This is a genomic window from Frankia torreyi (assembly GCF_000948395.1).
Classification (GTDB): Bacteria; Actinomycetota; Actinomycetes; order Frankiales; family Frankiaceae; genus Frankia; species Frankia torreyi.
Genome location: NZ_JYFN01000020.1, coordinates 28,693 through 54,138, shown reverse-complemented (window position 1 = coordinate 54,138; position 25,446 = coordinate 28,693). Strand labels below are relative to the sequence as shown.

At 75.1% G+C, this 25,446-nt stretch carries 20 protein-coding genes and 1 pseudogene; 9 read left to right on the top strand and 12 right to left on the bottom strand.

All coding sequences use genetic code 11. The annotated features are described in order from the left end of the window. Nucleotides 1-340: 340 nt before the first annotated feature. Together FF36_RS14235 and FF36_RS14230 are read right to left on the bottom strand one after the other, a co-directional pair. Nucleotides 341-1,234, bottom strand: a complete 894-nt coding sequence (locus FF36_RS14235) for an oxygenase MpaB family protein (protein ID WP_044885530.1) — start codon at nucleotides 1,232-1,234, stop codon at nucleotides 341-343. 367 nt (nucleotides 1,235-1,601) lie between these two features. Continuing rightward, a complete protein-coding gene (locus tag FF36_RS14230; protein WP_044885529.1) occupies nucleotides 1,602-2,081 on the bottom strand; it encodes an SRPBCC family protein in 480 nt (159 codons plus the stop codon). 485 nt (nucleotides 2,082-2,566) lie between these two features. On the opposite strand from FF36_RS14230, the gene FF36_RS14225 reads away from it, so the two are divergent. The 3 genes from FF36_RS14225 (at nucleotide 2,567) to FF36_RS37925 (ending at nucleotide 3,671) form a co-directional block, all read left to right on the top strand. Continuing rightward, nucleotides 2,567-2,974, top strand: coding sequence for a hypothetical protein (locus FF36_RS14225; protein ID WP_044885528.1), 408 nt, complete (start codon nucleotides 2,567-2,569; stop codon nucleotides 2,972-2,974). Further along, complete coding sequence (locus FF36_RS14220; RefSeq protein WP_044885527.1) at nucleotides 2,971-3,195, top strand: SAM-dependent methyltransferase; 225 nt, start codon at nucleotides 2,971-2,973, stop codon at nucleotides 3,193-3,195. Before FF36_RS14225 ends, FF36_RS14220 begins: the two co-directional genes overlap by 4 nt. A 212-nt stretch (nucleotides 3,196-3,407) precedes the next feature. Further along, nucleotides 3,408-3,671 carry a hypothetical protein gene (locus tag FF36_RS37925; protein ID WP_236706509.1) on the top strand — a complete coding sequence of 88 codons (264 nt, stop codon included), beginning with the start codon at nucleotides 3,408-3,410 and terminating at the stop codon, nucleotides 3,669-3,671. A gap of 9 nt (nucleotides 3,672-3,680) precedes the next feature. On the opposite strand, the gene FF36_RS14210 is transcribed toward FF36_RS37925, so the two are convergent. Beyond that, entirely contained in the window at nucleotides 3,681-4,094 is a 414-nt protein-coding gene (locus FF36_RS14210) for a GNAT family N-acetyltransferase (RefSeq protein ID WP_044885526.1), read from the bottom strand. A gap of 307 nt (nucleotides 4,095-4,401) precedes the next feature. Between FF36_RS14210 and FF36_RS14205 the strand changes: the two genes are divergently transcribed. The 4 genes from FF36_RS14205 (at nucleotide 4,402) to FF36_RS14190 (ending at nucleotide 8,633) form a co-directional block, all read left to right on the top strand. Further along, nucleotides 4,402-5,748 (top strand): vanadium-dependent haloperoxidase, encoded by a 1,347-nt coding sequence (locus FF36_RS14205; protein WP_044885525.1) that lies wholly within the window; start codon nucleotides 4,402-4,404, stop codon nucleotides 5,746-5,748. A 226-nt stretch (nucleotides 5,749-5,974) separates the two neighbouring features. Continuing rightward, entirely contained in the window at nucleotides 5,975-6,778 is an 804-nt protein-coding gene (locus FF36_RS14200; RefSeq protein ID WP_044885524.1) for an ABC transporter permease, read from the top strand. A gap of 25 nt (nucleotides 6,779-6,803) precedes the next feature. Further along, a complete protein-coding gene (locus FF36_RS14195) occupies nucleotides 6,804-7,625 on the top strand; it encodes an ABC transporter permease (RefSeq protein ID WP_044885523.1) in 822 nt (273 codons plus the stop codon). Between the two features lie 54 nt (nucleotides 7,626-7,679). Further along, a complete protein-coding gene (locus FF36_RS14190; RefSeq protein ID WP_044885522.1) occupies nucleotides 7,680-8,633 on the top strand; it encodes an ABC transporter ATP-binding protein in 954 nt (317 codons plus the stop codon). 126 nt (nucleotides 8,634-8,759) lie between these two features. Here FF36_RS14190 and FF36_RS14185 read toward each other — a convergent pair whose 3' ends face one another. Next, the gene (locus FF36_RS14185; RefSeq protein WP_236706508.1) at nucleotides 8,760-11,822 is read right to left on the bottom strand and encodes a SpoIIE family protein phosphatase; all 3,063 of its coding nucleotides are present in this window, start codon (nucleotides 11,820-11,822) and stop codon (nucleotides 8,760-8,762) included. Between the two features lie 583 nt (nucleotides 11,823-12,405). Here FF36_RS14185 and FF36_RS14180 point away from each other — a divergent pair. Then, complete coding sequence (locus FF36_RS14180) at nucleotides 12,406-12,696, top strand: WhiB family transcriptional regulator (RefSeq protein ID WP_044885521.1); 291 nt, start codon at nucleotides 12,406-12,408, stop codon at nucleotides 12,694-12,696. 117 nt (nucleotides 12,697-12,813) lie between these two features. Further along, nucleotides 12,814-14,535 (top strand): phytoene desaturase family protein, encoded by a 1,722-nt coding sequence (locus tag FF36_RS14175; RefSeq protein ID WP_044885520.1) that lies wholly within the window; start codon nucleotides 12,814-12,816, stop codon nucleotides 14,533-14,535. Here the strand turns inward: FF36_RS14175 and FF36_RS14170 are convergent. The 8 genes and pseudogenes from FF36_RS14170 to FF36_RS14140 form a co-directional block, all read right to left on the bottom strand. Next, nucleotides 14,465-15,433, bottom strand: a complete 969-nt coding sequence (locus tag FF36_RS14170) for a helix-turn-helix transcriptional regulator (RefSeq protein ID WP_044885519.1) — start codon at nucleotides 15,431-15,433, stop codon at nucleotides 14,465-14,467. The two genes, FF36_RS14175 and FF36_RS14170, sit on opposite strands and share 71 nt — an antisense overlap. Before the next feature lie 50 nt (nucleotides 15,434-15,483). Beyond that, nucleotides 15,484-18,081: an FxSxx-COOH system tetratricopeptide repeat protein gene (fxsT, locus tag FF36_RS14165; protein ID WP_052681111.1), complete on the bottom strand. Its 2,598-nt coding sequence runs from the start codon at nucleotides 18,079-18,081 to the stop codon at nucleotides 15,484-15,486. 313 nt (nucleotides 18,082-18,394) lie between these two features. After that, on the bottom strand, nucleotides 18,395-18,961 hold the full coding sequence (locus tag FF36_RS14160) for an FHA domain-containing protein (RefSeq protein WP_044885518.1): 567 nt from the start codon (nucleotides 18,959-18,961) through the stop codon (nucleotides 18,395-18,397). Continuing rightward, nucleotides 18,958-20,298, bottom strand: a complete 1,341-nt coding sequence (locus FF36_RS14155; protein ID WP_044885517.1) for a VWA domain-containing protein — start codon at nucleotides 20,296-20,298, stop codon at nucleotides 18,958-18,960. The genes FF36_RS14160 and FF36_RS14155 overlap by 4 nt, the downstream gene beginning before the upstream one ends. After that, nucleotides 20,279-21,472: a protein phosphatase 2C domain-containing protein gene (locus FF36_RS14150; protein ID WP_242418886.1), complete on the bottom strand. Its 1,194-nt coding sequence runs from the start codon at nucleotides 21,470-21,472 to the stop codon at nucleotides 20,279-20,281. Before FF36_RS14150 ends, FF36_RS14155 begins: the two co-directional genes overlap by 20 nt. Then, nucleotides 21,469-23,140, bottom strand: a pseudogene (locus FF36_RS14145) (serine/threonine protein kinase); the annotation flags it as partial. The gene FF36_RS14150 and the pseudogene FF36_RS14145, both read right to left, overlap by 4 nt. A gap of 13 nt (nucleotides 23,141-23,153) precedes the next feature. After that, on the bottom strand, nucleotides 23,154-23,787 hold a 634-nt coding region (locus tag FF36_RS37920), incomplete at its 3' end, for a serine/threonine protein kinase (protein WP_277912932.1). After that, nucleotides 23,784-25,217, bottom strand: coding sequence for a hypothetical protein (locus FF36_RS14140; protein WP_044885515.1), 1,434 nt, complete (start codon nucleotides 25,215-25,217; stop codon nucleotides 23,784-23,786). The genes FF36_RS37920 and FF36_RS14140, both read right to left, overlap by 4 nt. Nucleotides 25,218-25,446 lie beyond the last annotated feature (229 nt).

Sequence of the window (25,446 nt, the reverse complement as noted above, 5' to 3'; positions counted from 1 at the left end):
CCCGTCGATGGTTATGGCGCCTGACGGCGCCATCGGGCACAGGACGGTGGCCACCCTCCACGGCGATGTCACTCAGAGTGTGCACTAAATCGCCGTAAGCTCAGGATGGGGGACGTTGACCGTGTGCGCCACTCTGCCGGCATCCGCCCGCCCGGAGGCGCTTCGGCTCGACGCGAGGCAGGGGCTCTGCGGACGCCGTGGGTATCCGGCGCGCCTTCTACCCGTTGACCACCGCGGGCAGTCCTTCCACCTCCCGCGATCGGGTCGACCCTCGCCCGACCCACCGGGGTCGACGTCGAGCGGCGTTGGCGATGTTGGGCACTATCGGTGGCTGGAGTAGTCAGGCGGCGGGTCGGTCGGGGTCGGTTCCGGGCGCTGCCGGTGCCGGGCGGGTGGCCCAGCGGATGGTCGAGACGATGCCGTGGCCGGCCAGGCGGCCGATGGTCGCCTCGGCCGCGGGCAGGTACGGCAGGCGCAACGGCCAGCGGGTCCAGGCGGGCATCAGGCCCACGGCCGCCGACGCCAGCACGCCGTAGGGGGGTCGGGCCAGGAGTGGGAGGGGTGCCTGGAGCAGCAGGTAGCGGGCCGCGGCTCGAGCCTCGGGGGTGCCAGCGAGTTCGGGACGGAACGCGCGCAGGGCTCGTGCCAGTTCCGCTTCGGTGCGCGGCGGGTCGGCGGCGCCGAGCTTGTCGGCGACGGTCGCGGCGTCGGCGATGTAGGCGTCGCGTTCGGCGGCGTTCAGCGGGCCGCCGGTGCCGTAGCGCTGATATGCGGCGAGGAAGCTGTCGACTTCGGCGATGTGTACCCAGCGCAGCAGGTGCGGGTCGCCGGCGGCGTAGGGACGACCGTCGGGGGCTACTCCGCGGACGCGGCGGTGGACGCCGCGGACCCGGGCGACGGCCCGCTCGGCCTCCTCGGCCGGGCCGAAGGTCGTCGCGGCGAGGAAGAAGCTGGTCCGTTGTAGCCGGCCCCACGGGTCGTGGCGGAAGTCGGAGTGTCCCGCCACCCCGGCCATGGCCAGCGGGTGCAGCGACTGCAGCAGCAGCGCGCGCAGACCACCGACGAACATCGCCGCGTCGGCGTGCACGCGGCGGATCGGCCGGTCCTCGGCGAACCAGCGTTCGCCCTCGGCGTCGAAGATCTGTTCCCGTCGGCGCGGGCCCTCCGGGCCGGCGACCCGCTGCAGGACGTGGCCGCCGAGCCAGGCCCGCACGTCGTCGGCACCGCTGATCATCCGTACACCCACCATTACCCCATGATGCGCCGGGCGGCGCGCCACGGTCCTGCCGCCGTCACGGGTGCCAGCGGACATTCACCGGGTGGTGTGCGGAAGTGCTGTGAGGGCCGGTGCCTGCCGCCGGTGGCGGAAATTGCTGGAGGGTGATGACGGTTGGGGCCGGGTGAGCGAGCATGAAGCTCCAGCATCTGTTGATCGCCCTGTGGCCGGGACCGCCACGGACCGATTCTCATATCTGTGCGTGGTTGATTGGGCGCGGACATGTTCAGGCCGAGCCTGAATCTGGATGATCGTGGTGTTCCGCGGAACAGGGCCGCGTCGGGCCGCCGGGCGGACGCATGCGGCCGGCAACGCTGGACGGCGGTCAGGCGGTCAGGCTGACCAGGCGGTCGAGGTTCGCCAGCGACTTCTCCAGCATCGTCAGCGGCACCACCGGCCAGCTCACGCGGGCCTTCCACTTCTCCGACACGGCGCTCCAGTCGCAGTAGGAGGTCACGTCGGTGGTGTGGTCGTCGACCGGCGCGAGGGCGTAGCCGTAGACGTGGCCGATCGGGGGGTGGTCGACGCCGCCGACCGTCCACTCGACCAGGGCGTCGGGCTCGATGCGGGTGACGACGTTGCGCACCCGGTACTTGCCCATCGGCAGGTCGCCGAGCGGCTCGCGGTCCATGTCCATCTCGAACGCGTCGCCGGCGCTCGTCACGCGCCGGGCGTCGCCGGCGGCCACGAGCATGCCCGACCCGTCGATGCGGACGTGGCCGTCGGGGTCGGTGACAAGCTCGAAGATCCGCCCGGCCGGGGCGGAGATCCGGCGGGTGGTGGAGATGCGGTGCTCGTCGGCCACGGGTGTGCTCCTTCGCGTCGGGACAGATCCCGATGGATCCGGGGTGCCGGGGTGCCGTGCCGCCGGTCAGCACCGCGGGCCCGCGGTGATCCGAGTCACGCCCTTACGTTGTATATGCCGCGACCGGTCGGCGCTCAACCGTTACCGTCACCACCTCGGGCGGCCCGCGACCGCGGCGCTCCCGCCGCGGCGGCACGCGCCAGAGCGGGGTTTCCCCACCCCGGACGGCAGCCTTCCCTCGGCCGTCGACGGCTACTGCGGCGCGGCCCGGGTCTGTTGACGAACGGCACCGGCTACGAGGGGCGCGCCCCGGGCCTACCGGGGACCGTGCAAGAGTGCCGATCACCATCGTTGCGACTTACTGATGGGCGTGGTCGGGTGCGGCATACGATCCGTTGGTGGTGGCGAAGAGAACGAGTAAGGGTAGTGGGGGATCCGGGCGAAACAGAAATATTCTAAGAAGGTTGAACGATCGTCTTTGGGATATGGCAGGGGAGGAATGGGAAAGGGATCGGACAGCTGACGCCTACTATGCCTCCCCGGCGCGTGCGTACATATTCCTTGAGGACGGCGCGATGACACTCCTCGACGGCTACAGCAGAAAGATTGAGTCTATTTCCCGCGGTCGGGCTGCCGAAATCCTGCAGCTCATCGAGGGGGGTCGAGAAGAGAATGGAGTCGAGTTCGGTGTGACCGTCTGGAAGGAGATGAAGGGTCACGGAAAACTCCTGCTTTTCGAGACCTCCACTGAGTTTTCCCGCCATCTGTTCGGAGCCGCCCTGGGCGCGGGGGTGACGCGGCGTGAGGGCGTGGCGATGGATCCTGATGGATTTCGGGGTGCCGTGCCACCGGTCAACACCGCGGGCCTGCGGACCTCCGCAGAGCGCTCATGACAGCCGACGCGTCGCCCCAGCAGGACCCGGGCCCTCGGATCGACACCTCCGTGCCGCACGCGGCCCGGATCTGGAACTACTGGCTGGGCGGCAAGGACTCCTACCCGGTGGACCGGGAGGCCGGCGACGAGCATCCTACGATCTTCCCTGGCATCGCCGAGCTCGCCTGTGCCTCCTTCCCCGCCGTCGACGGCTACTGCGGCGTGGCCCGGAAGTCCTGACGTGATCAGAGCCGGGGATTTCGACTACGAACAGCACGGCGGCGGCTACGCGACGCAGCGGCGAGCCGACCCCCGGATCGAGGCCCAGCTACATGCCGCCCTCGGGGACGCGCGCACCGTGCTCAACGTGGGGGCGGGCGCCGGAACTGATCGAGGCCGACCGCCGCCGGTTTCCCGGCATCGACCTGATCTGCGCGCTGATCGGTACGCGCGTGACCGTCGAGCCGGTGCCGATACCCGGGGACTGCGTCGACGGGTTCATCGAGGCTTTCTACGCCCGTCCGGAGCGGTTCCTCGATCCGGCGGTACGCCGGGCACAGTCGGTGTGGGGCTTCATCAGCGACGCCGACGAGACCCGAGCGGTTGACCGGCTTCGACACGATCTCGAGTCCGGGAGCTGGGATCGGCGGCACGGGCACCTGCGGACCCAACCCGAGTTCGTGGGAGCGCTCCGACTCGTCGTCGGCCATCCCTGAGCCGGCCGGTCAGCCCAGGGGGTGGACCCAGCGCGTCCAGGACGACTGCGACCGGTAGTCGGCCGCGCGGTAGAGCGCGTGTGCCCGGGTGTTGGTGTCGTCGACCATGGCGTCGATCCGACGGCCGCCGAGGGCGAGGAACCGTTCCCGCGCGGCGGCCAGCAACGCCCGGGCGACTCCGGCGCGCCGGTGCTCGGGGGCGACGGCGAGCCGGTACAGGTGACAACGCCAGCCGTCCCAGCCGGCGATGAGCGTGCCGACGACGGTCCCGTCGACCTCCGCGACCAGCACCGCCTGCGGGTCGTGCGCGAGCAGCGCCGCGACCCCGGCGGCATCGTCGCTCACGCTCGTCCCGTGCGCGGCCGACTGCCAGAACGCAAGGAGGAGCTCGACGTCGCCGTCCCGGCCGGTGCGAATCCTCACCCGACGATTCTCCCGTCCAGACCCGGGCCGAGGTGAGCGTTTGGATCGGCCGTGTCGAGAACATCTCGGTTTCGCCGCACGGCCGACGTCATCCGTGCGAGAGTGCACGGGTGCAGGGTTATCTTCTCGTGGGTTGGCCTCATGTCGACCTCCAGCGGGTGACGAGCGCGGCCTGTCGCCGGATCTGAACACCCCCGGGCCGGCGTACGGCCGACGCCCATAGGCGTCGCCGCCTCCTTCACTCGCTTTCGCGGAGACGATTGTGTTCTCTTCACGTGTGGTAATACGTGCGGCAGTTCGGGGGCGCGTGCGCTCGGTCGCCGTCACCGTCGCCGTCACGCTGGCCGCTGCGACGATCACGGTCCTGGGCCCGGCCGGAACGGCGGCGGGCGCGGCGGACGCGGCAACAGGCTCGGACGCGGCAACGGGCTCGGACGCGGTGGTGGGCTCGGACGCGGTGGTGGGCTCGGGCGCGGCAACAGGCTCCGACGTCGTCCTCACCTGGTACGACGTCACGGCGGACACCGTCGCCGCCGCGGCCCTGCCCACCCAGGTCACCAACAGCCGGATCTGGGCGGTCAGCTGGCTCGCCGCCGACCGTGCCCTCACCGTCCGCCCAGGGTCGCCTGGCCGTCCAGAGTCGCCTGGCCGCACCTTCGCCACCTCCGCGTTCGCGACCGCACTGCACGACAGCCTCGCCGCGCTCGTCCCCGCCCGCGCCGCCGACCTCGACGCCGCCCTGGCTGCCACGCTGCGCCAGCTCCCCGACAACCACGACAGGTACGCCGGCATCGACGCCGGTCAACGCTCCGCCCGCGCGCTGGTCGCCGAACGTGCCGGGGACGGACTCGACGTCGCCTCGGTCAACGCCCCCTACAGCCCACCGCCGCCGGCTCCGGGCGTCTGGCGGCCCACACCCCCCGCGTACGCCCCGGCGGTGCAGTCCGGGCAGGGCCGGGGACGAACGTTCCTGCTCGGACCGGCCAACCGGTTCCGTCCCGGGCCACCGCCTCCCCTCGGATCGGCGCAGTACCGCCGCGACCTCGCCGAGATCCGCGCGATCGGAGCCGCCGACAGCACCGTGCGCACTCCCGCCCAGACCGACGTCGCGAAGTTCTGGGCCCAGGCCTCCCTCGCCGGCTACACCCCCCTCCTGCGCGGCCTGCTCGCACAGACCGGCGGACGGTCGCTCGGGTGGCAGGTCCACCTGGTGGCCACGTTCCACGAGGCCACCATCGACGCCCAGATCGCCGTCTACGACGCGAAATACGTCTACGTTCGCTGGCGCCCCGTCACCGCCATCCGCGCGGCGGACACCGACGGCGACCCCACCACCGCGCCCGATCCCACGTGGACGCCGCTGACCACCACGCCGGCACACCCCGAATACCCCAGCGGGCACACCACCTACGCCGGCGCCGCGCAACGCGTGCTCGAAGCGTTCACCGGCCCCGGGCCCCGCCAGCCGATCACGGTGAACAGCGCAACCGCACCGGGCGTCAGCAGGACCTACACCTCGTGGCGGCAAGCGACCGACGACAACATCAACGCCCGGGTCTGGGAAGGCATCCACTTCCGCGGCACCGACATCACCGGCGCGGAACTCGGCCGAAGCGTCGCCTCCTACGACCTCCACCTGCTCGGACTTTCATGACGACCATGCCTGCGAGGGCAGCCACCGGTCTTCGACCAGCTCACCGCGCGCGAACCGGTGGCCCTGGCGCGATGCCGGCTCGGGCTTCCACGTCGCCGGCGGCCTGCGCACACTGACCGGGGCGAGGCCGCGCGGCGCGGGCGGCGCCGCCGGGCCCGGGCGGGGTGCGCCGGGTCGCGTGGGGCGTGGTGCGGCGGACTGGGAGGCGTGGGAGGCGTGGCCTTCGATGCGCGCGACGGCCCGGGTGTACTGGCGGCTGTTGCGGGCGGGGATTCGTCGCCAGTCGGCCTACCGGCTGGCGGCGTTCGGCGGGGTGGCCGCGAACGCGACATTCGGGCTGCTCAAGGTGGAGGTGCTGTTCGCGACGGTGCGCGCGGCGGGCGGCGAGCTGGCCGGATACGACGTCGGTCGGATGAGCACCTACATCTGGCTGTCCCAGGCGCTGCTCGGCTCGGTCAACCTCACCGGCCGGACCGACATCGCTGAGAGGATCAAGGACGGCCGGGTCGCCGTCGACTTCCTGCGCCCGCTGGACGTCCAGGCCGCCGAGATCACGACCGAGGTCGGGCGGGCACTGTTCGCGCTGATCCCGCGGGGGATCCCGATGCTCGTGATCGGCCTGTTCGTCGGGATGGCACAGCCCGGATCGGTCGCGGCGTACCCGCTCGGCGCGGTGAGCCTGCTGCTCGCTATCGTGATCTCCGTCGCGACCGCCTACCTGGTCGGGGTCGCCGGCTTCTGGCTGGTGGAGACCCATGGCGTGCAGGTCTTCTATCTGGTGGTCTCGGGGTTCCTGGCTGGGCTGTTCGTGCCCATCCGGCTGTTCCCGCGCTGGTTGTGGGTCGCTGCCCAGGCGACGCCGTTCCCGTCGATGTTGGCGTACCCGATCGACATCCTCGCCGGCCGCGTGGGCCTCGCCGGCGCGCTCACCCTGCTCGCGGCGCAGCTCGCGTGGCTGGCCGGCGTCGGCGGGCTCGGCCAGGCGCTGACCCGCGCCGGCCGGCGCCACCTCGAGGTGCAGGGTGGCTGAGGTACGGGGTGGCCTGAGGCGTGGGGTGGCTGAGGGGGTCACTGTTCGAGCTCGGCTGCGTCCCTACCGGGTGGTGCTCGCCGCTCGGGCCAGCTCCCAGACCGTCTACCGGGCGAACTTCGTCCTCGACCTAATCAGCTCCCTGCTGGCCGCCGTCGTCGAGCTGGCCGAGGTCTGGGTGCTGTTCCATGCCGTGACGCGGCTCGGCGGGCTGGAGTTCCACCAGATCCTGCTGGTGTTCGGCCTTGCCGACCTGGCCTTCTCCCTCGCCGACCTGGCCTTCGGGCACTGCGACAACCTGCCCACGTACCTGCGTGCCGGCACCCTCGACGTGTTCTACCTGCGGCCGCAACCGTTGCTGCTGCAGCTGGTGACCAGCGACATCAGCCTGCGGCGGCTGGCGCGCGCGGCCGTCGGGCTGGCGGCGCTCGGCGCCGGTCTGGCCGTCAACGACGTCGCCTGGGACGTGGGCGGTGTGGCGCTGCTGGTGGTCGCCCTGGTCAGCGGCTGCGCGACGTTCGCGGCGATGTTCGTCCTGGCGGGAGGCCTGCAGTTCTTCCTCGTCGACGGGGCGGAGATGACCAGTGCGTTCGTCTACGGCGGCCGCTACGCCGCCACCCAGCCGGCGTCGGTGTGGTCGCGACCTCTCCAGGTGGTGTTCGGATTTTTCTTCCCGATGGCCTTCACCGGTTTCCTGCCGACGCTGCGGCTGCTCGACCTGCCGGCACCCGCGTGGCTGCCGACGTGGCTGGGCTGGTGCGGACCGCTCGCCGCGCTCTGGGCGTGGGCGCTGGCGCTGCTGTGCTGGCACTGGGGTGTGCGGCACTACCGCGGCGGCGGCGGATGAGGCAGACGGCTGCGGCAGACGGCTGAGGCAGACAGCGGATGGAGGAGACGGCGGATGAGCGCGATCGTCGAGACCGCGGGGCTGACCCGGGAGTTCACCGTGCGCGACGGGCCGCGCCGGCGGCGGCTGACCGCCGTCGACGACCTGACCGTACGGATCGAACCCGGCGAGGCGGTCGGCTACATCGGTGCCAACGGGGCCGGTAAGTCCACCACGATCAAGATGCTGACCGGCATCCTCGTGCCCACCAGCGGCACGGTGACGACCTGCGGGCTGCGCCCTGTCAAGGACCGGCGCCGGCTCGCCCGCCAGATCGGGGTCGTGTTCGGGCAGCGCTCCCAGCTCTGGTGGGATCTGCCGGTGCGGGAGTCTTTCCGGATTCTGGCCGCGATCCACGCCCTGCCCGCCGCCGTCGAGCGTGCCCGCACCGATGAGCTGGTCGAGCGGCTCGAGATGGCCGACTTCCTGGCCACCCCGGTCCGTCAGCTGTCCCTGGGCCAACGGATGCGCGCCGAGGTCGCGGCCGCGCTGCTGCACGCTCCCCGACTGGTGATCCTCGATGAGCCCACGATCGGCCTCGATGTCCTGTCCAAGCAGCGGCTGCGGGAGTTCCTCATCGCTATGCGTCGCACCGACGGCACGACACTGTTGCTGACCACCCACGACATGGGTGATGTCGAACGTCTGTGTGACCGGGTCCTGGTCGTCGACCACGGCCGGCTGGCCTACGACGGCGACCTGGCCGGCCTCGGGCGGACCACCGGCGCAGAGCGGGTGCTCGTCGTCCACCTCGCCGCGCCGTCCCCGGACCTGATCGGGATCCCCGCGGCCCGCCACCTGTCCAGCGAGGCGCACGGCCTGAGCCAGCGCCTGGCGTTCGACGCGGAGACCACCACCGCCGCCCGCGTGTTCGCGGCGGTCGCGGAACGGGTCGAGGTCCTCGACTTCACCGTCGAGGAGCCCGACATCGAGGACGTCGTCCGCCGGATCTACGCGGCCCGCCGCTGACCGCCGCCGCCCGCCGCTGACCGCCGAAACCCCGAAACCCCGAAACCGCCGAAACCGCCGAAACCGCCGAAACCGCCGAAACCGCCGAGACATGGTCCGCCCACCCCGTGATCGGCCCGGGGACGGTCAGCCCAGGCGGACGGCGAGCAGGGCGGTGTCGTCCTCGGTGTCGGCGTCGCGGCCGAGCGCGGCCAGCGCCCGATCGCAGACCTCCTCGGGGGTGCCGAGCGCCGTGGCTCCCGCCCGGAGCAGCTCCATCCCCTCGTCGACCGGTCGGCGGCGGTCCTCGACCAGGCCGTCGGTGAAGAACAGCAGGGTGCTGCCCGGCTCCACCGTCAGCTCCGTCTCGGGGTAGTCGGGCAGGCCGGCGCTCAGCGGTGGCCCGGGTTCGAGGTGCAGGTAGCGGGCCGGCTGGTGCGGGGGGATCAGCAGCGGCGGCAGGTGCCCGGCGGAGGCGAGGACGAGCCGGCCGTCGCCGGGGTCGAGCAGCGCGAACGCCGCCGTCGCGATCCGGCCCTGCTCGAGGCGGTTGGCGGCCGCGTCGAGCAGGGTGAGCACGGCCCCGGGGCTGGTCTGGGCGACGGCGTGGGCGCGCACCGCGGCACGCAACTGGCCCATCGTCGCCGCCGCGTGGATCCCGTGGCCCATCACGTCGCCGATGACCAGCGCGATCCGGCCGTCGTCGAGGGGCAGGACGTCGTACCAGTCGCCGCCGACCAGGGCTCCGGCGCTGCCGGGCAGGTAACGCCAGGCGAAGGCGAGTCCGGGGATCTCCGGCAGGCGCTGGGGCAGCAGGCTGCGTTGCAGCGTGACCGCGGTCCGGCGTTCCTGCTCGTACTGGCGGGCGTTGCCGATCGCGACCGTCGCTCGGTCGACGAGCTCGGCGACCACGCGTTGCTCGTCGTCGGCGTAGGCGCGGCCCTCGGCGGCGGCCAAGCCGACCGCCGCCACCGGCCGACCGCCGAGCACCATCGGCAGGGCCAGCCGCGTGCCATCCGGGGAACGGGCCGGCCGGCCGGTGCGCAGCGCCTGTGTCATACCCCCGCCGTCCGGGACGCCCCGGCCGCCCAGCCGGCCGCGGATCGGGGCCGCGGTCGGGTCCTGAACCGAGACCGCGGTCGGGCGGTTGCCGGCGGTCGGGCGGTTGCCGGTGGTCGGCAGCGGGTCGGCGCGGTCGGCGACGGCGACGATCTCGACGCCGCCCTCCTCGTCGAACCGGCACGCCGCCGCCCGCCCCGCATGCCACGGCACGAGCAGGGAGACGAGGTGCTCCAGGATGCGTCGGGTGTCCAGAGTGGAGGTGAACAGGTCCGTCGCGGCGGCGAACAGGGCGGTGCGTTCCCGGGCCTCCCGCTCCACGGTGAACAGCCGGGCGCGTTCCAGCGCCAGCGCCGTCTGCGTCGCCAGCGCCTGGACGAAGGCCCGCTCGTCGTCGTCGAACAGGCGGGAGTGGTCGAAGGAGAATCGCAGCGCGCCGAGGGTGCGGTCGCCGACGAACAGGGGCAGCACGCACATCGCCACCGCCGTGGGCTCAAGCTCGGCGAGGTCGGGGTAGCGGGCGTCGCGCTCCCGACGTGACTCCAGCCAGATCGGCTCGCCGCTGCGCAGCGCGTCCGTGGCCGGCAGCCGGTCGTCGAGCCGCTCTGCCCGCAGCGCCGCGATCATGCTCTCCCCGTAGCCGACCGACCCGGGGATGGCCAGCCGGCCGGCGCCCTGCGGGATCATCAGTACCCCGCCGCTGGCGCCGAGCGCCTTCGCGCCCTGCGAGACGACGGCGGCCGCGACCTGCTCCGGGGTGGTCGCCCGGGCCAGGGCGGCGGTGACCCGCTGCAGGCGGGCGGAGCGTTCCGCCGTGCGCTGGGCGGCCACGACCACGTCGAGGGTGTCCAGCAGGTACTGCTCGAAGCCGCGGGTCTGCACGGCGCCCTCGCCGCGTTCGGCGGCGCGCAACTGTTCGACCAGGGAGCCGATGTACCAGCGCCGGAACGCGACATGCTGGGGCGGGGATTCGAGGGTGAGCAGCCTGGCGGCGCGGGCGTAGTCCTCGATCTCCTCCAGCGCCGCCAGGTACTGTTCGGCGTCGGCCGCCGTGCTCAGCGGGAGGACCAGCTCCAGCGGGGTGCGCGGCCGCCCGGCCGACGCGGCCGCCAGCGCCTGCCGTTTGATCGCCTGGCGGGGCCCGGCGAACCGGGTCGTGACCGTCCCGAGCAGTTCGGCCAGCCGCTCGGGCACGGCCGCGCTGGCCCCGGACGCCGCGCCGCCCGCGGCCAGCGCGAACTCGCGGACCAGTCCGTCGACGTGGTGCTTCGCCGCGAGCAGGAGATCGGTGGGCACGTCGCCGAGACGGACGAGATGCCCCGGCGCCGACGTGGGCTGCCCGCCGGCGGACAGGATGATCGTGCCGACGCCGCGCAGGCCGCTCATGCCCCTGATCCCGACCGCGTGCGTCCCGTCGCTGTCCGCGGAATCGCCGCTCTGCGCGGAATCGCCGCTCTGCGCCGAACCGCCGCTCTGCGCGGAACTGCCGGCCTTCGCCGAACTACCGCCCTGGGCCGAACCAGCGGGCCGCCGACGCGTGGGGGGAGTCCGTGGCGGGGGAGTCCGGCCGGTGTTCGAGGCGGCCGGTCTGCCCTCGCCGCCGCCGCTGCCCCCGCCGGTGCCGGCGACCGAGCCGTCGTCGTCCCCGGCGAACTCCGCCCATACGATCTTGCCCGCGGCCACCGGCTGGACTCCCCAGCGGGTGGCCGAGGCGGCGACCAGCGCCATGCCCCGCCCGGTCAGCCCGTCCCCGCCGGCCGGGGGGCGAAGCGGCATCGTCTGGCTGCTGTCGCTGACCTCCACCCGCAGCGCCGCGCCGCCGGTGAGGATCCGCACCTCGATCGGGGCGGCCCCGTGCAGCAGGGCGTTGGTCGTCAGCTCGCTCAGCACCAGTCGGACGTCGTCCACGACCGGCTCCCACCGGGTGCCGGCGAGCATCCGGACGGCCAGCTTGCGCACCTGGTCGGCTCCGCCGGAACGGCCGTCGAGACGCACCGTGGCACGATCGCTGCCGACGGCGGCATCCCCGCCCGCCACGCCGTCCTCGGGGTCACCCCTCTGCCCGGCTGCCCCGGCCGGCTCACCCTCGCCTGACCCGGGCTCGCCGGGCCCGGTGGCGACGGCGTCGCTCACCTCGCTGTGCCTGCCCATCCCGCCGGCCTCCCGTCCGACCGACCACTCCTGATGGCGGCCAACCCTAGATACCGGCCAACCCTGATGGCCCTGACGCGGCGCGACCCTTGACATGGCGCGACCCTTGACGCAACGCGGCCCGGCACCTTGCCTGCCGTTCACTTCTGTGGTTCGCCGCGTCCTTCGGCGAGGTCAAGCATGCCAGAAAAGTCGGTGATGCCCTGGGCGACGCCCCCCGAACCGGCTGCCGGCGGCCCGCCGCCGCCCGTCGGCCGCAGACGAATCGGACCAGGTCAGGATGTCTGACGCGCCGTCTCCGGCCGGGCGCGTCGGGATCGTCACGGCAACCGCCCGCGGAACCGGACGGCTGGTCGGCGGCGTCATCCCGGGCCGGCGAGCGGGGCAGGTTTCGGTCTCGTGACGAAGGTCTGCGGCAGGTTTCCGTCGGCGCGCGGGGGAATAGGCACTTCGTGCCGCGAGGCGCCATGTCCGTCGTTCGCCCGGATCGCCCCCGTCTCGGTCGGGTCGGGGCCGGATGGATCGGGGCCGGCGTGTCCGGCCGCCACCTGTCGGATCGCTTCACACCGGGAGAGGCCGCAACATGCCGGTATCAGCCTCCACGCACCGCACCTGGTCACCCACCGCCGACGTCCCCCCGCTCGCGTCCTGGCGCAGCGCGGGCGCCTGCGGAGCCGGTGATCTCGACCTGTTCTTCGCGCCCGACGGCGTGCCCCGCCGCGAGCGGGCCCGGCGGGAGGCGGCCGCGAAGGCGGTCTGCGCAGGGTGCCGGGTGCGACGGGAATGCCTGCGCTACGCCCTGCGCACGGGCGAGCGGTTCGGTGTCTGGGGCGGGCTGACGGAAGGGGAACGCGCCCGCATCGACCAGCCGTGACGCCGGCGCCTGGTGGGCGAGCGCAGCCGACCATGACGACCTCGGCGGCATGGCAGACTCGGCGGTGTGGCGGATGCGGCGGTGTGACGGACGCGGTGACGTGACGGACGCGGTGACGTGACGGACGCGGTGGTCGTCGGCGCGGGCGTGAACGGACTGGTGGCCGCGAACATGCTCGCCGACGCGGGGTGGGACGTCGTCGTCTGTGAGGCGGCCGGCGTCCCCGGCGGGGCCTGCCGGTCCGCGCAGGTCACCGCCCCGGGTTTCGTCAGCGACCTGTTCAGCGCCTTCCATCCGTTCGCCGCGGCGAGCCCTGCCCTGCGCCGCCTGGACCTGCCCGCTCACGGGCTGGAGTGGTGCCGGGCGCCGCAGGTGCTGGCCCATCCCACCCCCGACGGCCGCTGCGCGCTGCTGTCGATGGACCCGGCTCACACCGCGCGGTCGCTCGACGACTTCGCCGCGGGCGACGGTGCGGCCTGGCGGGCGCTGGTCGACCGGTGGGCGCCGCTGCGCGAACCCCTGCTCGACGCCCTGTTCGGCGCACCGTTCCCGCCGCTGCGCGCCGGGCTGCGCCTCGCCCGCCACCTTGGTGCCGCCGACGGGCTGCGCTTCGCCCGGTTCGCCGCGCTGGGCGTGCGCCGCTTCGCCGAGGAGGAGTTCACCGGCGAGGGCGCCGCCCTGCTGTTCGCCGGCAACGCCATGCACGCCGATCTCGGTCCGGAGACGGTCGGCTCGGCGCTGCTCGGCTGGCTGCTGACCATGCTCGGGCAGGACGTCGGCTTCCCCGCGCCGCGCGGCGGGGCCGGGCGGATCCCTGAGGCGCTGGTCAACCGCCTGCGCGAGCGCGGTGGCCGGCTGCGCACCGGAGCGGCGGTGCACGCCGTCGAGGTGCGCGGCGGGCGGGCCCGCGGCGTCCGGCTGGCCGACGGCAGCGTGCTGCCGGCGCGGCGCGCGGTCATCGCCGACGTCGACGCGGTGTCGCTGTACCGGAACCTGGTCGGCGCCGGGCACCTGCCCGCCCGGCTGCTCGACGACCTGACCCGCTTCCAGTGGGACCACGCCACCATCAAGATCAACTGGGCGCTGTCCGGGCCGATTCCCTGGGCGGACCCGCGGTGCGCCCAGGCCGGCACCGTCCATCTCGGCGGCACCCTGGACGATCTGAGCCGCACCGCGGCGCAGCTCGCCCGCGGCCTGGTGCCCGCCGACCCGTTCTGCGTGCTCGGGCAGATGACCACGACCGATCCCACCCGCTCGCCGCCGGGCACCGAGAGCGCCTGGGCCTACCTGCACGTCCCCCAGCTTCCGCGGGGCGACGCCGGGGGAGCGGGCATCGCCGGGCCGTGGAACGACGAGGCGGTGGCGCGCGTCGTCGAGCGGGCCGAGCGCACCGTCTCCGCGGCGGCCCCCGGGTTCGCCGCGCGGGTGCTGGCGCGCCACGTGCAGTCGCCGGCCGACCTGCAGGGCTCGGACGCGGTGCTGCGCGGCGGGGCCGTGCACGGCGGGACCGCCGCGCTGCACCAGCAACTCGTCTTCCGTCCGGTGCCGGGGCTCGGCCGACCCGAGACCCCCGTCACCGGGCTGTACCTGGGCTCGATGTCGGCCCATCCGGGCGGCGGCGTGCACGGCGGCCCGGGGGCGCTCGCCGCCCGCGCCGCGCTGCGGGCGGCCGGCCCGTTCGGCCCGGTGCAGCGCGCCACCGTCGCCGCGCTCAACCGACGCCTCTACGCCCCGTCCCGCCCGACGGCTCCCGCCGGCCCAGGCGCCCCTACTCGGCGGGAGCCGCCGACGGCGCCGAGCGGAGGAACAGCTCGCCCATCGCCCGGACGCGGTCGGTGAGCTCCGCCGGCTCGACGATCGTGAACGGCGCGCCGACGGCGCCAAGCACCATCGCGGGCCAGGCCAGCGAGTCCACCTCCATCCGCAGCCGGCACGAGCCGCCGTCGACCTCCGCCACGCTGCCCCACCCGCCGACCACCCGCGCGACCTCGGCGGCCGGCGCGGCGACATCGACCAGGACCTGCTGGCGGATCCCGGCGCCGGCGACGGCGCGCTGGACATACGCCGCCGCGTCCCCGCCGGGCGGCTGGCGCGGTCGCACTCGCCGGCCGGTGGCGGTGGGCTCGGCGAGCCGATCCACCCGGAAGGTGCGCCAGTCGTCCCGGTCGAGGTCGAAGGCGACCAGGTACCAGCGCCCGCCGAGCGCGACGAGGCGGTGCGGTTCGACGCGGCGCCGGCTGCGCTCCCCGGCCCGGTCGGTGTAGTCGAAGCGCAGCTCCTCCTCGGCCCGGCAGGCCAGCGCGATCGCCGTGAGCAGCCCGGCGTCGAGCGTCGGGCCGCCCCACGGCGCGGGCGTGGTGAAGGCGGCGACCGCGTCGACCTGTCGGCGCAGCCGCGGCGGCAGGAGCTGGACGATCTTCGCCAGGGCCCGTACCGACGTCTCGCCGACGCCCGTCACCGCCCCCGCGGCCGCGGTGCGCAGCCCCACGGCGACGGCGACGGCCTCGGCGTCGTCGAGCAGCAGCGGCGGCAGGGCCGCGCCGGCCCGCAACTGGTAGCCGCCGGCCACCCCGCGGGTGGCCTGGACCGGGTAGCCGAGCTCACGCAGCCGATCGACGTCGCGGCGCAGCGTGCGGGGGCTGACCGCGAGCCGTTCGGCGAGCTCGCCGCCCGGCCAGTACCGGTGCGTCTGCAGCAGGGACAGCAGCCGCAGCATCCGGGCGCTCGTGTCCGCCATCGCCTCGCCGCTCCCGCTCCCGCGCCGCTCCTGCGCCGCTCCGCCCGGCGTCAGGATGCCATGCCACCATCCGGGTGCGGGCGGGGACGGCGCACCGCGCGGTCGGTCCGGGCGCGGGTGGCGGCGAACTGGCGGCGCCAGCGGCCCAACGCCTCCTCGAACAGCTCCTGCGCGCCGCGGTAGTCACCGCTCGCCGACAGGCTGGCGGCCAGGCTGTGCGTCGAGGCCAGCGTGTCGGGATGGTCGTCGCCGAGCAGGCGCCGGCGGCGGGCCAGCACCTCCTCGGTGAGCCGCCGGGCGGACTGGAACTCGCCGAGATCGTCCAGGGTGCTCGCGAGCCGGCTGGCGAAGGCGAGGACGTCGGGATGGTCGTCGCCGAGCAGCCGGCGCAGCCGGGCGAGCACGTCCTCGTCGAGCGCGCGAGCCGTCCGGAACTGGCCGAGCCCGCGCAGGACGCCGGCCAGGTCGGTGGTCGTGTCGAGGGTCTCGGGATGGTCCTCGCCGAGCAGGCGGCGCCGGCGGGCGAGCACGTCGTCGAGGAGGGTCCGCGCGTTCCACCGGTCACCGAGGGCGCCGAGGCGCCCGGCGAGCTGGTGGGCGCGGGCCAGGGTGTCGGCGTGGTCCTCGCCAAGGGCCGCCCGGGACCGGGCGACCGTGTCGGCGAGCAGGCCGTGGGCGGCCTCGTGCTCGCCCAGCTCCCACAGCACGATCGCCAGGTTGGCGGCGGTCGCGAGGGTGTCCGGGTGGTTCTCGCCGAGGAAGCGCAGCCGTCGGGCGAGGGTGTCGCGCTCCAGCTCCCACGCGGCCTCCCGCTGCCCGACCGCGAGCAGGGCGACGGCGAGGTTGTTCGCGGTGGCCAACGTGTCGCGATGGTCCGGGCCGAACCGTCCGAGGTTGCGGCGATACAGGTCGCGGGCGAGGTGCTCGGCCGCGGCGTAGGCGCCCCGGGCGTACAGGTGGGAGCAGTGGACGTCCGCCCAGGCGTGGAGCTGGTGCGGGTCGTCGGGATCGTCGAGGGTGTCCAGCGCCGCCAGCAGGTGCGGGACGACAGGCGCCTGGGCCGACCAGGTCGGCCGGTCGGCCGGGCTCTGGGCATACGCCGCCGCGAGCAGCCGTCCGGCGAGGTCGCCGAGCTCGCGGCGCCGACGCGGGGTCAGTCCCGCGGCGACCGCGTCGCGCACCAGACCGGGCAGGGCGATGCTGTCCCCGGCGCGCCGGGCCAGGCCGTGGTCGACGGCGACCGCGACGATCCGATGCAGGTCACGCTCGCCGTCGCCGCGGCGCTGGCGGTGGGTGGGCCCGATCCGCCCTCGGCGGGACGGCGGCCTGCCCGCGCGTAACAGGGACAGGGGCACCGGTGCCGGCGCGAGCAGGGCGCACAGCTCCAGCAGCCGCACGGTCGCCGGTGCCGACTGGGCGTACCGCTGCTGGAACAGCGTCCAGCACAGCTCGACCGGGGCGTGGCCGTCCCGGCCGGTGAGGAGGTCCCGCGGGTCGCGATCATCCTGGGCGAGCAGTCGGGCGGCCAGCCCCACCGCCAGCGGCTGGCCGGCGAGCCGGGCGGCGATGGCGTCGGCGACACCGGGGTCCAGGTCGGGTCGCCGGACGGTCAGCAGGGCGACGGACCGCTCGCGGGGCAGGGGCCCGACCTCGACCGCCGGCACCGGATCGCCGCGCCGCGCCGTCCCGTCGGCGTCGACCAGCAGCAGGTGGCCCGATCGGGCCGGCAGCGACTGGTCCAACCACCGCCACAACCCCGATGCGTCGCGGGCGTCGTCGAACACCAGCAGCCAGCGGTCACGCCGGTTCAGCTCGGCCAGGACGGCACCGATCGTCGCATCGACGCCGGCGCGGGCCGGCAGTCCCAACGGCCCGGCGAGCGCGGCGAGCTGCTGGCCGAGCAGCGGAAGCTGCCCCGCGTCCAGCCACCGGACCAGTCCGTACCCCGAGGCGTGCCGGTGGGCGTAGTCGACCGCGAGCTGGGTGCGTCCGCTGCCGGCGGGGCCACGAAGCACGACGGCCGGCACCGGGCCGCCCGTCAGGGCCCGGCGGACCTGGCTCAGCAGCGTCCCGCGCTCGACGGCCCACCGATCCCGGCGCGGCACGTTCCACCCCGCGGGCAGTAGGGGCGGGAAGGGGGCGACGGGCGCGTCGGGACCGGGCTGCGCCGGGAAGGGGGCGACGGGTGTGGCGGGACCGGGCTGCGCCGGGCGGGGGGCGCCGGGCGGGGCGACGGCGTCCAGGAGCCGCCGGGTGGCGGCGGCCTCGTCGACGCCGAACAGGTCGACGCGATGGACGGTCGCCAGCATCTCGGGGACCGGGCCGTCGGCCACCCGGAGCAGCAGCAGGGGCCGCGTCGCCAGCACCGCGGCCCATTCCAGCGTGCACCAGGGGGCCTCGAACAGGGCCGGGGAACAAACGACCAGGACGCGTTCCGCCCGCGCCACCTCGGCGCCGATATCGGAAACGGCGTACTCCCCACCGGGCGATTCGGAAGGCTGTACCCGCACCGTGCGGCCGGCGGCCTCGAGAATGTCGGTGATCCAGGCGAACCAGTTCTCGTCCGGACCGGCGTGCGAAAGGAATAAGTCGGTGCCCGGCTGGGCGGTACCGGCGGCGTCGACCGCGAAAGGTCGGGTAGATCGCACGACGACAGAGCCTGCCAGAAAAGGACATGGCGATTCACCCCCCGCGGCTGTGACCTACGGCGGCCGAGGGTCGGCCGGCACAACGACGTAAAAACAAATTCCCGTCGCGCGCGATGCCCGGCCGGAAGTTTTCCGGAAGCCGGCTGATGGGAAATACACCGTAGGTGACGCCGCTCGGCGGCGGCGAATGGCAATGGGTGAAACCGTAACAAATTCCTACCCCTTCGGTCAGGTCCGGGGGAGGGGACGTGCCGCCCGCCTCGCCCGGCTCGGACCGTCAGGGCCACCGGGGCCGGCGCGGCGGTCGGGGGCGCTACCGGTGGTGGACCGTGATCCGGGTCCAGGAGCCGAGGTACACCCGGTCGCCGTCGTCGAGCGCGACGGCGCTGCCCGGCGTCAGGCGGACCAGGTGCCCCGGGTCCGGGCCGACCCAGGTGCCGTTCGACGAGCCCAGATCGGTGACGCGCAGGGAGCCGTCCGCCAGGAGTTCCAGCGCGGCGTGGGAGCGGGAGACCCCGGGATCCCCCGGGTCGCCGGACAGGTCGATGCCCGGCGGGGTGCGCTGGCTGCGGCTGCGCCGACCGACGACGGTCCGCGAGGCGGTCAGCTCGACGGTCGCCGGACGGGACCGCTCGGGAAAGGCGGGCGCCCCGGCGTCGTCACCCCGCTCGAAGAACGCACGGTCGACGGAGATCCGCGCGCTCCAGCTCCCGGCCCCGCCGCCGGGCGTGTTCGCACTCGGCGGCGGCGCGACGCGCAGGGGCACGGCCCTCGCCGGCAGCGGGCCGGTGCCCGTGGCGAAGTTGTGGTCGCAGGCCGGGCAGTGCGTCCCCGCTGCGCGGCGCGGGCACCCGCAGAGCGGGCAGGTCTCCCGCCTCACCGCTTCGCGGGAACCGTCAGCGTCGAACCGGCGTCGAGGTCCATCTCGTCGAGCTTCTCCACGTCGCGGCGCAGCCGCACCGAGCCGGTGACCGGGTCGTCGATCTCGACGACCTTGCCGAGTCGGTCCAGCGTCGCGCCGTCGTCGGCCGCGGCGGCGATCTGGGCCGCCCGGCCCAGCAGCGTCACGGCGCTGACCTCGTCCCCGGCGCGGCGCGCGGCGAGCCCGTCCTGCACCGCGCGGGCGAGTTCCGCCTGCCCGGTGTAATGGGCGACGACGCCGTCGATGCGGGTCGACAGCTCGGCGTCCTCGGTCCACACCGCGCGGACGCGGGCCTGCGTGACAACCTCGCCGCCGACGACCAGGCTCACCCGCGCGGCGAGCCGCTCGTCGCCGACGTCGGCCGGCGGCACGTCGACGCACAGGTGGTACTCGCGGGTGCCCGCCGCCCACGCGCCGGTCGGATGATCCCGGGTGAACGGGTTCACCTCGACCGCGCGCAGCATCAGGTCGTCGACCTCGGGGGAGACCTGGCGCAGGAAGCGGGTGGTGGAACCCTTCGGCGTCCACACCCGCAGCGCGACGTCGGCCACGCCGCGGGCGAGCGCCTTGGCGACGAGGGCGCGGAAGTCGTCGGCCATCTCGGCGGGCTCGCGCAGCAGCGACACGGTGCCGAGCAGCCGGGTGGAGATCTGGCGCAGCTCGTCGACCCGCCAGTCGGCGCCCACCCCGCGGCAGTCGCACTGGAAGGCGCCCTCGCACGCGGCCAGCGCCGCCTCCAGCGCCCGCGCGCTCTCGCCGTTCTGCCCGTCGGTGAGCAGGATGGCGTGGTGGATGGCATCCGGGCGCGACGCCATGAGCTGCGCGGTCAGCCGCAGCCAGCGGCCCATCGCGGTGCCGCCGTGCGGCCGCAGCCGGGCGACCGCCCGGCCCGCGGCCGCCCGCGTCTCGGCGCTCGCCGTCACCAGCTCCCGGCGCTCCGGATAGACCACCCGCGCCTGCTCGGTGCCCTCGACCACGGCGAACGCGACGCCGTCCGGCAGCGCGTCGATCGCCGCCCGCGCCGCCCGCCGCGCCTCGATGATCTTCGATTGCGGGTACTCCATGGACCCGGAGCAGTCCAAGATGATCACCTCGGCGGCGCCGGGGGCGTCGCCGGCGCCCACCGCGGCCGCCGGCCGGCCGGTGCTGGGGCCGGCATCGGCGACGACACCGGCGACGACACCGGGCGCGGCGGCGGCCTCGTCGCGGGCGGCCACGGTGATGACCGCGTGCACCTCGCCGGAACCCTCCGCGAGGAACTCGTTCTGGCTGACCTCACAGGTGAAGGTGATCATCCTTGCTCCCCGGGATATCGATGACGATCACGGTGATGTTGTCGCCTCCGCCGCGGGCGAGGGCCACGGTCGTCAGGTGGCGGGCGACCGCGAGCGCCGGCGCGTCGGTCGGCAGCTCGGCGATCCGATCGGCGAGGGCACCCGCGGCCGAGAGGTAGTTCCACAGCCCGTCGCTGCACAGCACCACCCGTCCCGGCCCGTTCAGGGCCGTCGCGGCGACGCGGGGGACCGCCGACGCGCTGCCCGTGCCGATCCAGTGGGTGATCGTGTGGGCGCCGGGGCCGGTCTCGGCCCGCTCCGGCGGCAGCAGGCCGGCCCGCACGGCCTCTGCGGCCAGCGTGTCGTCCGCGGTGAGCAGCCGCGCGCCGGACCGGTCGATCAGGTAGGCCCGGCTGTCGCCGAGCCAGCCGACCGTCAGCCGGCCCGGCGTCACGATGGCGGCCACGAAGGTGCACGCGGGCGCGTCGTCCGGACCGCTGATCGTCGCAACGGCGCTGCGCTGCGCGGTCGCGGCGGCCGCCCGCAGGGCGCTCGCCTGCCAGCGGGCGGTGTCCCCGCCGGGCGGCACCGGGCCGGGACGAGAACCGAGCGGGCGGGTGTCACCGCTGTCGCCGCTGTCGCCGGTGCTGTCGCTGCTGGTGCCGCCGGGGTGGGGCGGCGTGGCCGGCGGCGCCGTCAGCATGCCGGCAAGCTGCGCGAGCAGGTCGACGGCGTCGCGCGCCGCCCGCACCGCCGCCGGTCCCGACCCCGGGGCCGTCGACACCCCGTCGCAGACGACGGCGAGCGTCGCGGCCGGCCGGTCGTCGACGGGCCCGGCGAGGACACGCAGCGCGAAACCGTCCTCGTTGGTCCGGTGCACCAGGCCGCGGTCGGACACCCCCGCGGCGCTGCCGAGATCGAGATCGGCCCGGTCACCGGGCGGGTCTCCCGGACGCAGCCCGGTGCCGCAGCGTTCGCAGAACCGGTCGTGCGGGAAGACGACCGCCGCACACGCCGGGCACCGCCCGGCATCCGGGGTCCCCTCGACACCCGGGATTGCTCCGACACCCGGGATTGCTCCAGCGCCCGGGGTTCCCTCGACACCCGGGATTGCTCCGGCGCCCGGCGATCCCTCGGCATCCGGCGTTGCGCCGGCGGGCGTGGCGCCCGGCTGCGGGCGCTGCTCCGTGGTCACACCAGCGTCCGGGGACGGACGCCGTTGGCGAGATCGACCAGGGCGTACCGTTCGTCGGGCGTCGCGGCCAGACGGGCCAGCGTCCGGTAGGCGCGTTCCAGGCCGAGCCGCAGCGCGGCGGGCCGCAGCGCCGACCCTGCGACGTTCACCTGGGGGTCCGCCGCCACCGCGCCGGAGGTGACCAGGTCGAGCGCGCCGGCCAGCAGGTCTCGGGTGAGGGTCGCCCGGGCGGCCGGGGCGAGGTCCAGATCGTCGAGGATCGTCGACGCCGCCAGCAGGCCGGCCCGGTCCGGGGCACCCGCGGCGGTGACGGTGCCGAGCACCCGGGCCAGGCGCACCCGCGCCTCGACGTGGGCCGCCGACGCCGGCGGCACCCGCCGGTAGGCCTGCGCGGCGCCGTCGCGGTCACCGGCGGCGAGGCGGACCCGGGCCAGCCCGAACGCGGCGCTGGTGAACGTGTCGTCGGTGCGCGAGACCAGGTCGTAGAGCTCCTGCGCCCGGGGCAGGTCGCCGCCCGCCTCGGCCGCGCGGGCCAGCGCCAGTTTCGGCGCGAGCTCGCCGGGCACCTCGCCGTACACCCGCTCGAACGCCGCGACCGCCCCCGCCGCGTCACCCTCGGCGAGCAGCAGCAGGCCGCGTTGCCAGTGCGCCCGCCAGGCGAAGGGGTCCTCGGCGGCCACCGCGTCGAGCAGCGCCCGCGCCGCGTCGTGCTCGCCGAGCCGGGTCCGCAGGTCGGCCAGGCGCAGCCGGGCGCCGACGCTGCCCGCACCCATCGCACCGAGCAGCTCGGCGAGCTGGCCGGGGGCGACGTCGGGCAGCGCGGCGAGCGCCGCGGCCGCGGGATCGTCCGGATCGGGCAGCAACGCCGGGAGCAGAGTCGGCAGCAGCGCCGAGGGCACCGGGTCGGCCGGCTCCCCGGTGGGGTGGGCGTCACCGGTGAACCGTGCGCTGCGGGCCGGTATCGGGGTGCCCCGCTGCGCGGCGACGATCTCCCGCAGGACGCCGAGCAGTTCGCCGTGCATCTCCTCGGCGCTGGCGAAACGCTGGTCCGGGTCGAGCGCCGTGGCCTTGACCAGCAGGCGGTACAGCGACTCGTGCCGGGCGAGCACCGGATGGCCGGACGCCGGCGGCAGGGTGTGCCGGTAGGTCGAGGTGTTGCCGCGGAAGTCGAGGACGAGGGTGGCCAGCGTCCGGCCCACCGTGTACAGGTCCGAGGCCACCGACGGGCCCTCGGTGGGTACCTCCGGCGCCTGGTAGCCGAGCGTGCCGTAGACGGCGCCGTCGTGGTCGTCGATCCGCCGCACCGCGCCGAGGTCGATCAGCCGCACCGCGTCCCGGCCGACCATCATGTTGTCCGGCTTGAAGTCGCAGAACACCAGACCGTTGCGGTGCAGGTAGGCGAACGCGGGCAGCACCGCGAGCAGGTAGGCGACGGCCTCGGCCACCGGCAGCGGGTCGGGCCGGCCGGCGGCGGCCCGCCGTCGGCGCAGCACCTCGCGCAGCGACGTCCCGCCGACGTACTCCATCACGATGTAGCCGGTCCCGGCATGCTCGACGAACGTGTAGATCTTCACGATCGCCGGATGGTCGACCGCGGCCAGGAACCGGCGTTCGGCTATCGCCGCGGCCTGGGCGTGCCGGTCGCCGGAGTCGAGCAGCCCCTTGAACNCCNCCCAGAAGNCCCCGCCGACGCCGTGGTCGCGGGCCAGGTAGACCCAGCCCTGCCCGCCGTGGGCGAGGGCGCCGGCAATCTCGTACTGGCCGACGCGGTCGCCGGGCCGCAGCGCCGGGCGGAACGAGTACGGCTGCCCGCAGCCCGCGCAGAATCCCTCCGCCAACGGCGGCTGCCCCCCGCGCGAGCGGCCGACCGGCTCACCGCAGCGGGCGCACAGCCGTAGCCGCTGCGGCAGCTGGGGGTCGGCGAGCAGCAGCGACGTCGGATCGGGCAGCTCGATCTCGGGCACGCGCACCAGCCCGGCGCCCAGCCGGTCGGGCGCGCTGTGGCTCCCCGACCCGCGCCGGGACCGCCGCGAGGCGGAGGCCCCCGTCGACGCCGAGTCGCCGGTCCCGCCGGATGTGCCGGACGCGTGGGTTCCGCCGGACGCGCCGGTGCTGCCGGTTCCGCCGGTTCCGCCGGACGGGTGGCCGGACGGGTGGGTCGCACCGGTCACGCCGCCGGCCGTCGTCGCCGCGGCGGGACGGCCGTCGGCAACCGCGAGGCCGGGCGGCCGGTAGGCGAGGCCGGTGATCGTGCAGTAACCGTCCTCGATGACGCCCTCACAGTCCGGCTCGGGACACCGGATCGCCTCGGTCATGCATGCTCCTCGGATCGGGCGGGGTATCGGGCGGGCGCGGCTGCCAGCAGGGCGTCCGCGTAGGCGCGGACGAGCTTCTCGGCCCGGTCCAGGTCGATCGGGGCCGATCCCAGCGCGGCCAGCGCGGGGGCGTAGCGGGCCTCCACCGCGGCGGATTCACCCAGTCCGGTGCGCCCGGCCTTGGCTCGCAGCGCGCGCAGCAGCCCGCGCAGCTCGTCGCGGCGGCGCACCGGCGCCGCGTTCGCCTCGGCGATCGCCGTCGCCGTCGCCAGCGTCGCCTGGGCGGTGCGCCGCCAGGCCGGCAGGCCGTAGGCGACCAGCCGCCAGTCGCCGGCCTCGCCGGCAGCGGTCAGCCGGTCCAGCCACGGCCGCAGGCCGCGCCGCGGCGCGTCGAACCACCCGTCGGACAGCCGCAGCAGGCCGTCGGCGTGGCCGCTGACCCGCTCGACGACCTCCCGGGCACGGCGCTCGCCGACCTGCGCGGCCGCGACGACCTGCGCCAGCAGCGCGTCGGCCGCGGCAAGGTCCGCGGCGAGATGGTCGTGTGCCCGCGCGAGCGCGGCGACGGCGTCGAGGGCCGGGGCGAGCGCGTCGCCGACCGCGGCCAGCAGCTCCGCCGGCACGTCGAGCGGGTCGGCGGCCACCGCGACCTGGGCGAGCGCCAGCGCCGCGCGGGCCGTCGCGAGCGCCGGAACCTCGTCGTCCACGACCCAGTCGTCGGCCTCGGACCCGCTTGCGGCCTCGGACCCGCTTGCGGCCACGGACCCGCCGCCGTCCATGGACCCGCCGTCCACGGACCCGCCGTCCACGGACCCGCCGTCAGCTACGGACACGTCGTCGTCCACGGACCCGCCGTCGGCCTCGGCGCCGCCCGGGCCGGCGCTCCTCGGGCCGGCGCCGGCCAGGGTGAGCCCGAGGCGGTGCGCCGTTGCCTGAGCCTCGCCGAGTTGCCGGCCGAGCGGTGCCAGCGCCTCGCGGTGCGTGGCCCGTGCCGCGATGATCTCGTCGGCGGCGGCGCGTAGGGCGCGGACGTTGGCGAGCGCCTCGTCGAGACGGCGCTGGGCGGGAATCTGGGCGGGACTGTCGTGCCCCGCGGCCGCGTCCACGGCGCCGGTCGGGCGGTCACCGTCGGGCTCGGCGTCCAGCAGCGCGGCGAGCCGGGCGGTGCGCCGGGCGCCGAGCCGTGGGCCCTCTCCCCGTTCGGCTGCGGCGGCGGTGAGCAGGTCGTTGAGTGCGGCGTGGGTCTCCCAGAGGCCCACCAGGCGGCGGCGGGCGTCGGCGGCGATCTCGGCGGTGCGTCCGCGCAGCCGCGGCGGATCGCCGAGGTGCCGGTCGATGACGGCGTCGAGGTCCAGCAGCTCCGCGGCGAGCTGCGCGCTGCCGGAGCGCAGCCTGGTCAGGGCCGCGTCGACGTCCGAACGGGTGCGCATCGCCGGTCACGCCCCCCGCGTCGACGCGAGCGATCCCGCTGCCCGCCGCGGCCAGGGCCGGGCGGGTCGGGCGTGCCGGGCGGAACGTGGTGTGCGGGCGCCGGTGAGGCGCGCGGATCCGGCCGCCCGTGGCGCGCGACTCGCCCCCGCGGCATCAAGCATGCCCGCCATGCCCTGAGTACCACCGCCCCGATCGTCCGTTTCGCGACCGTCCCGGCCTCGCCGGGAC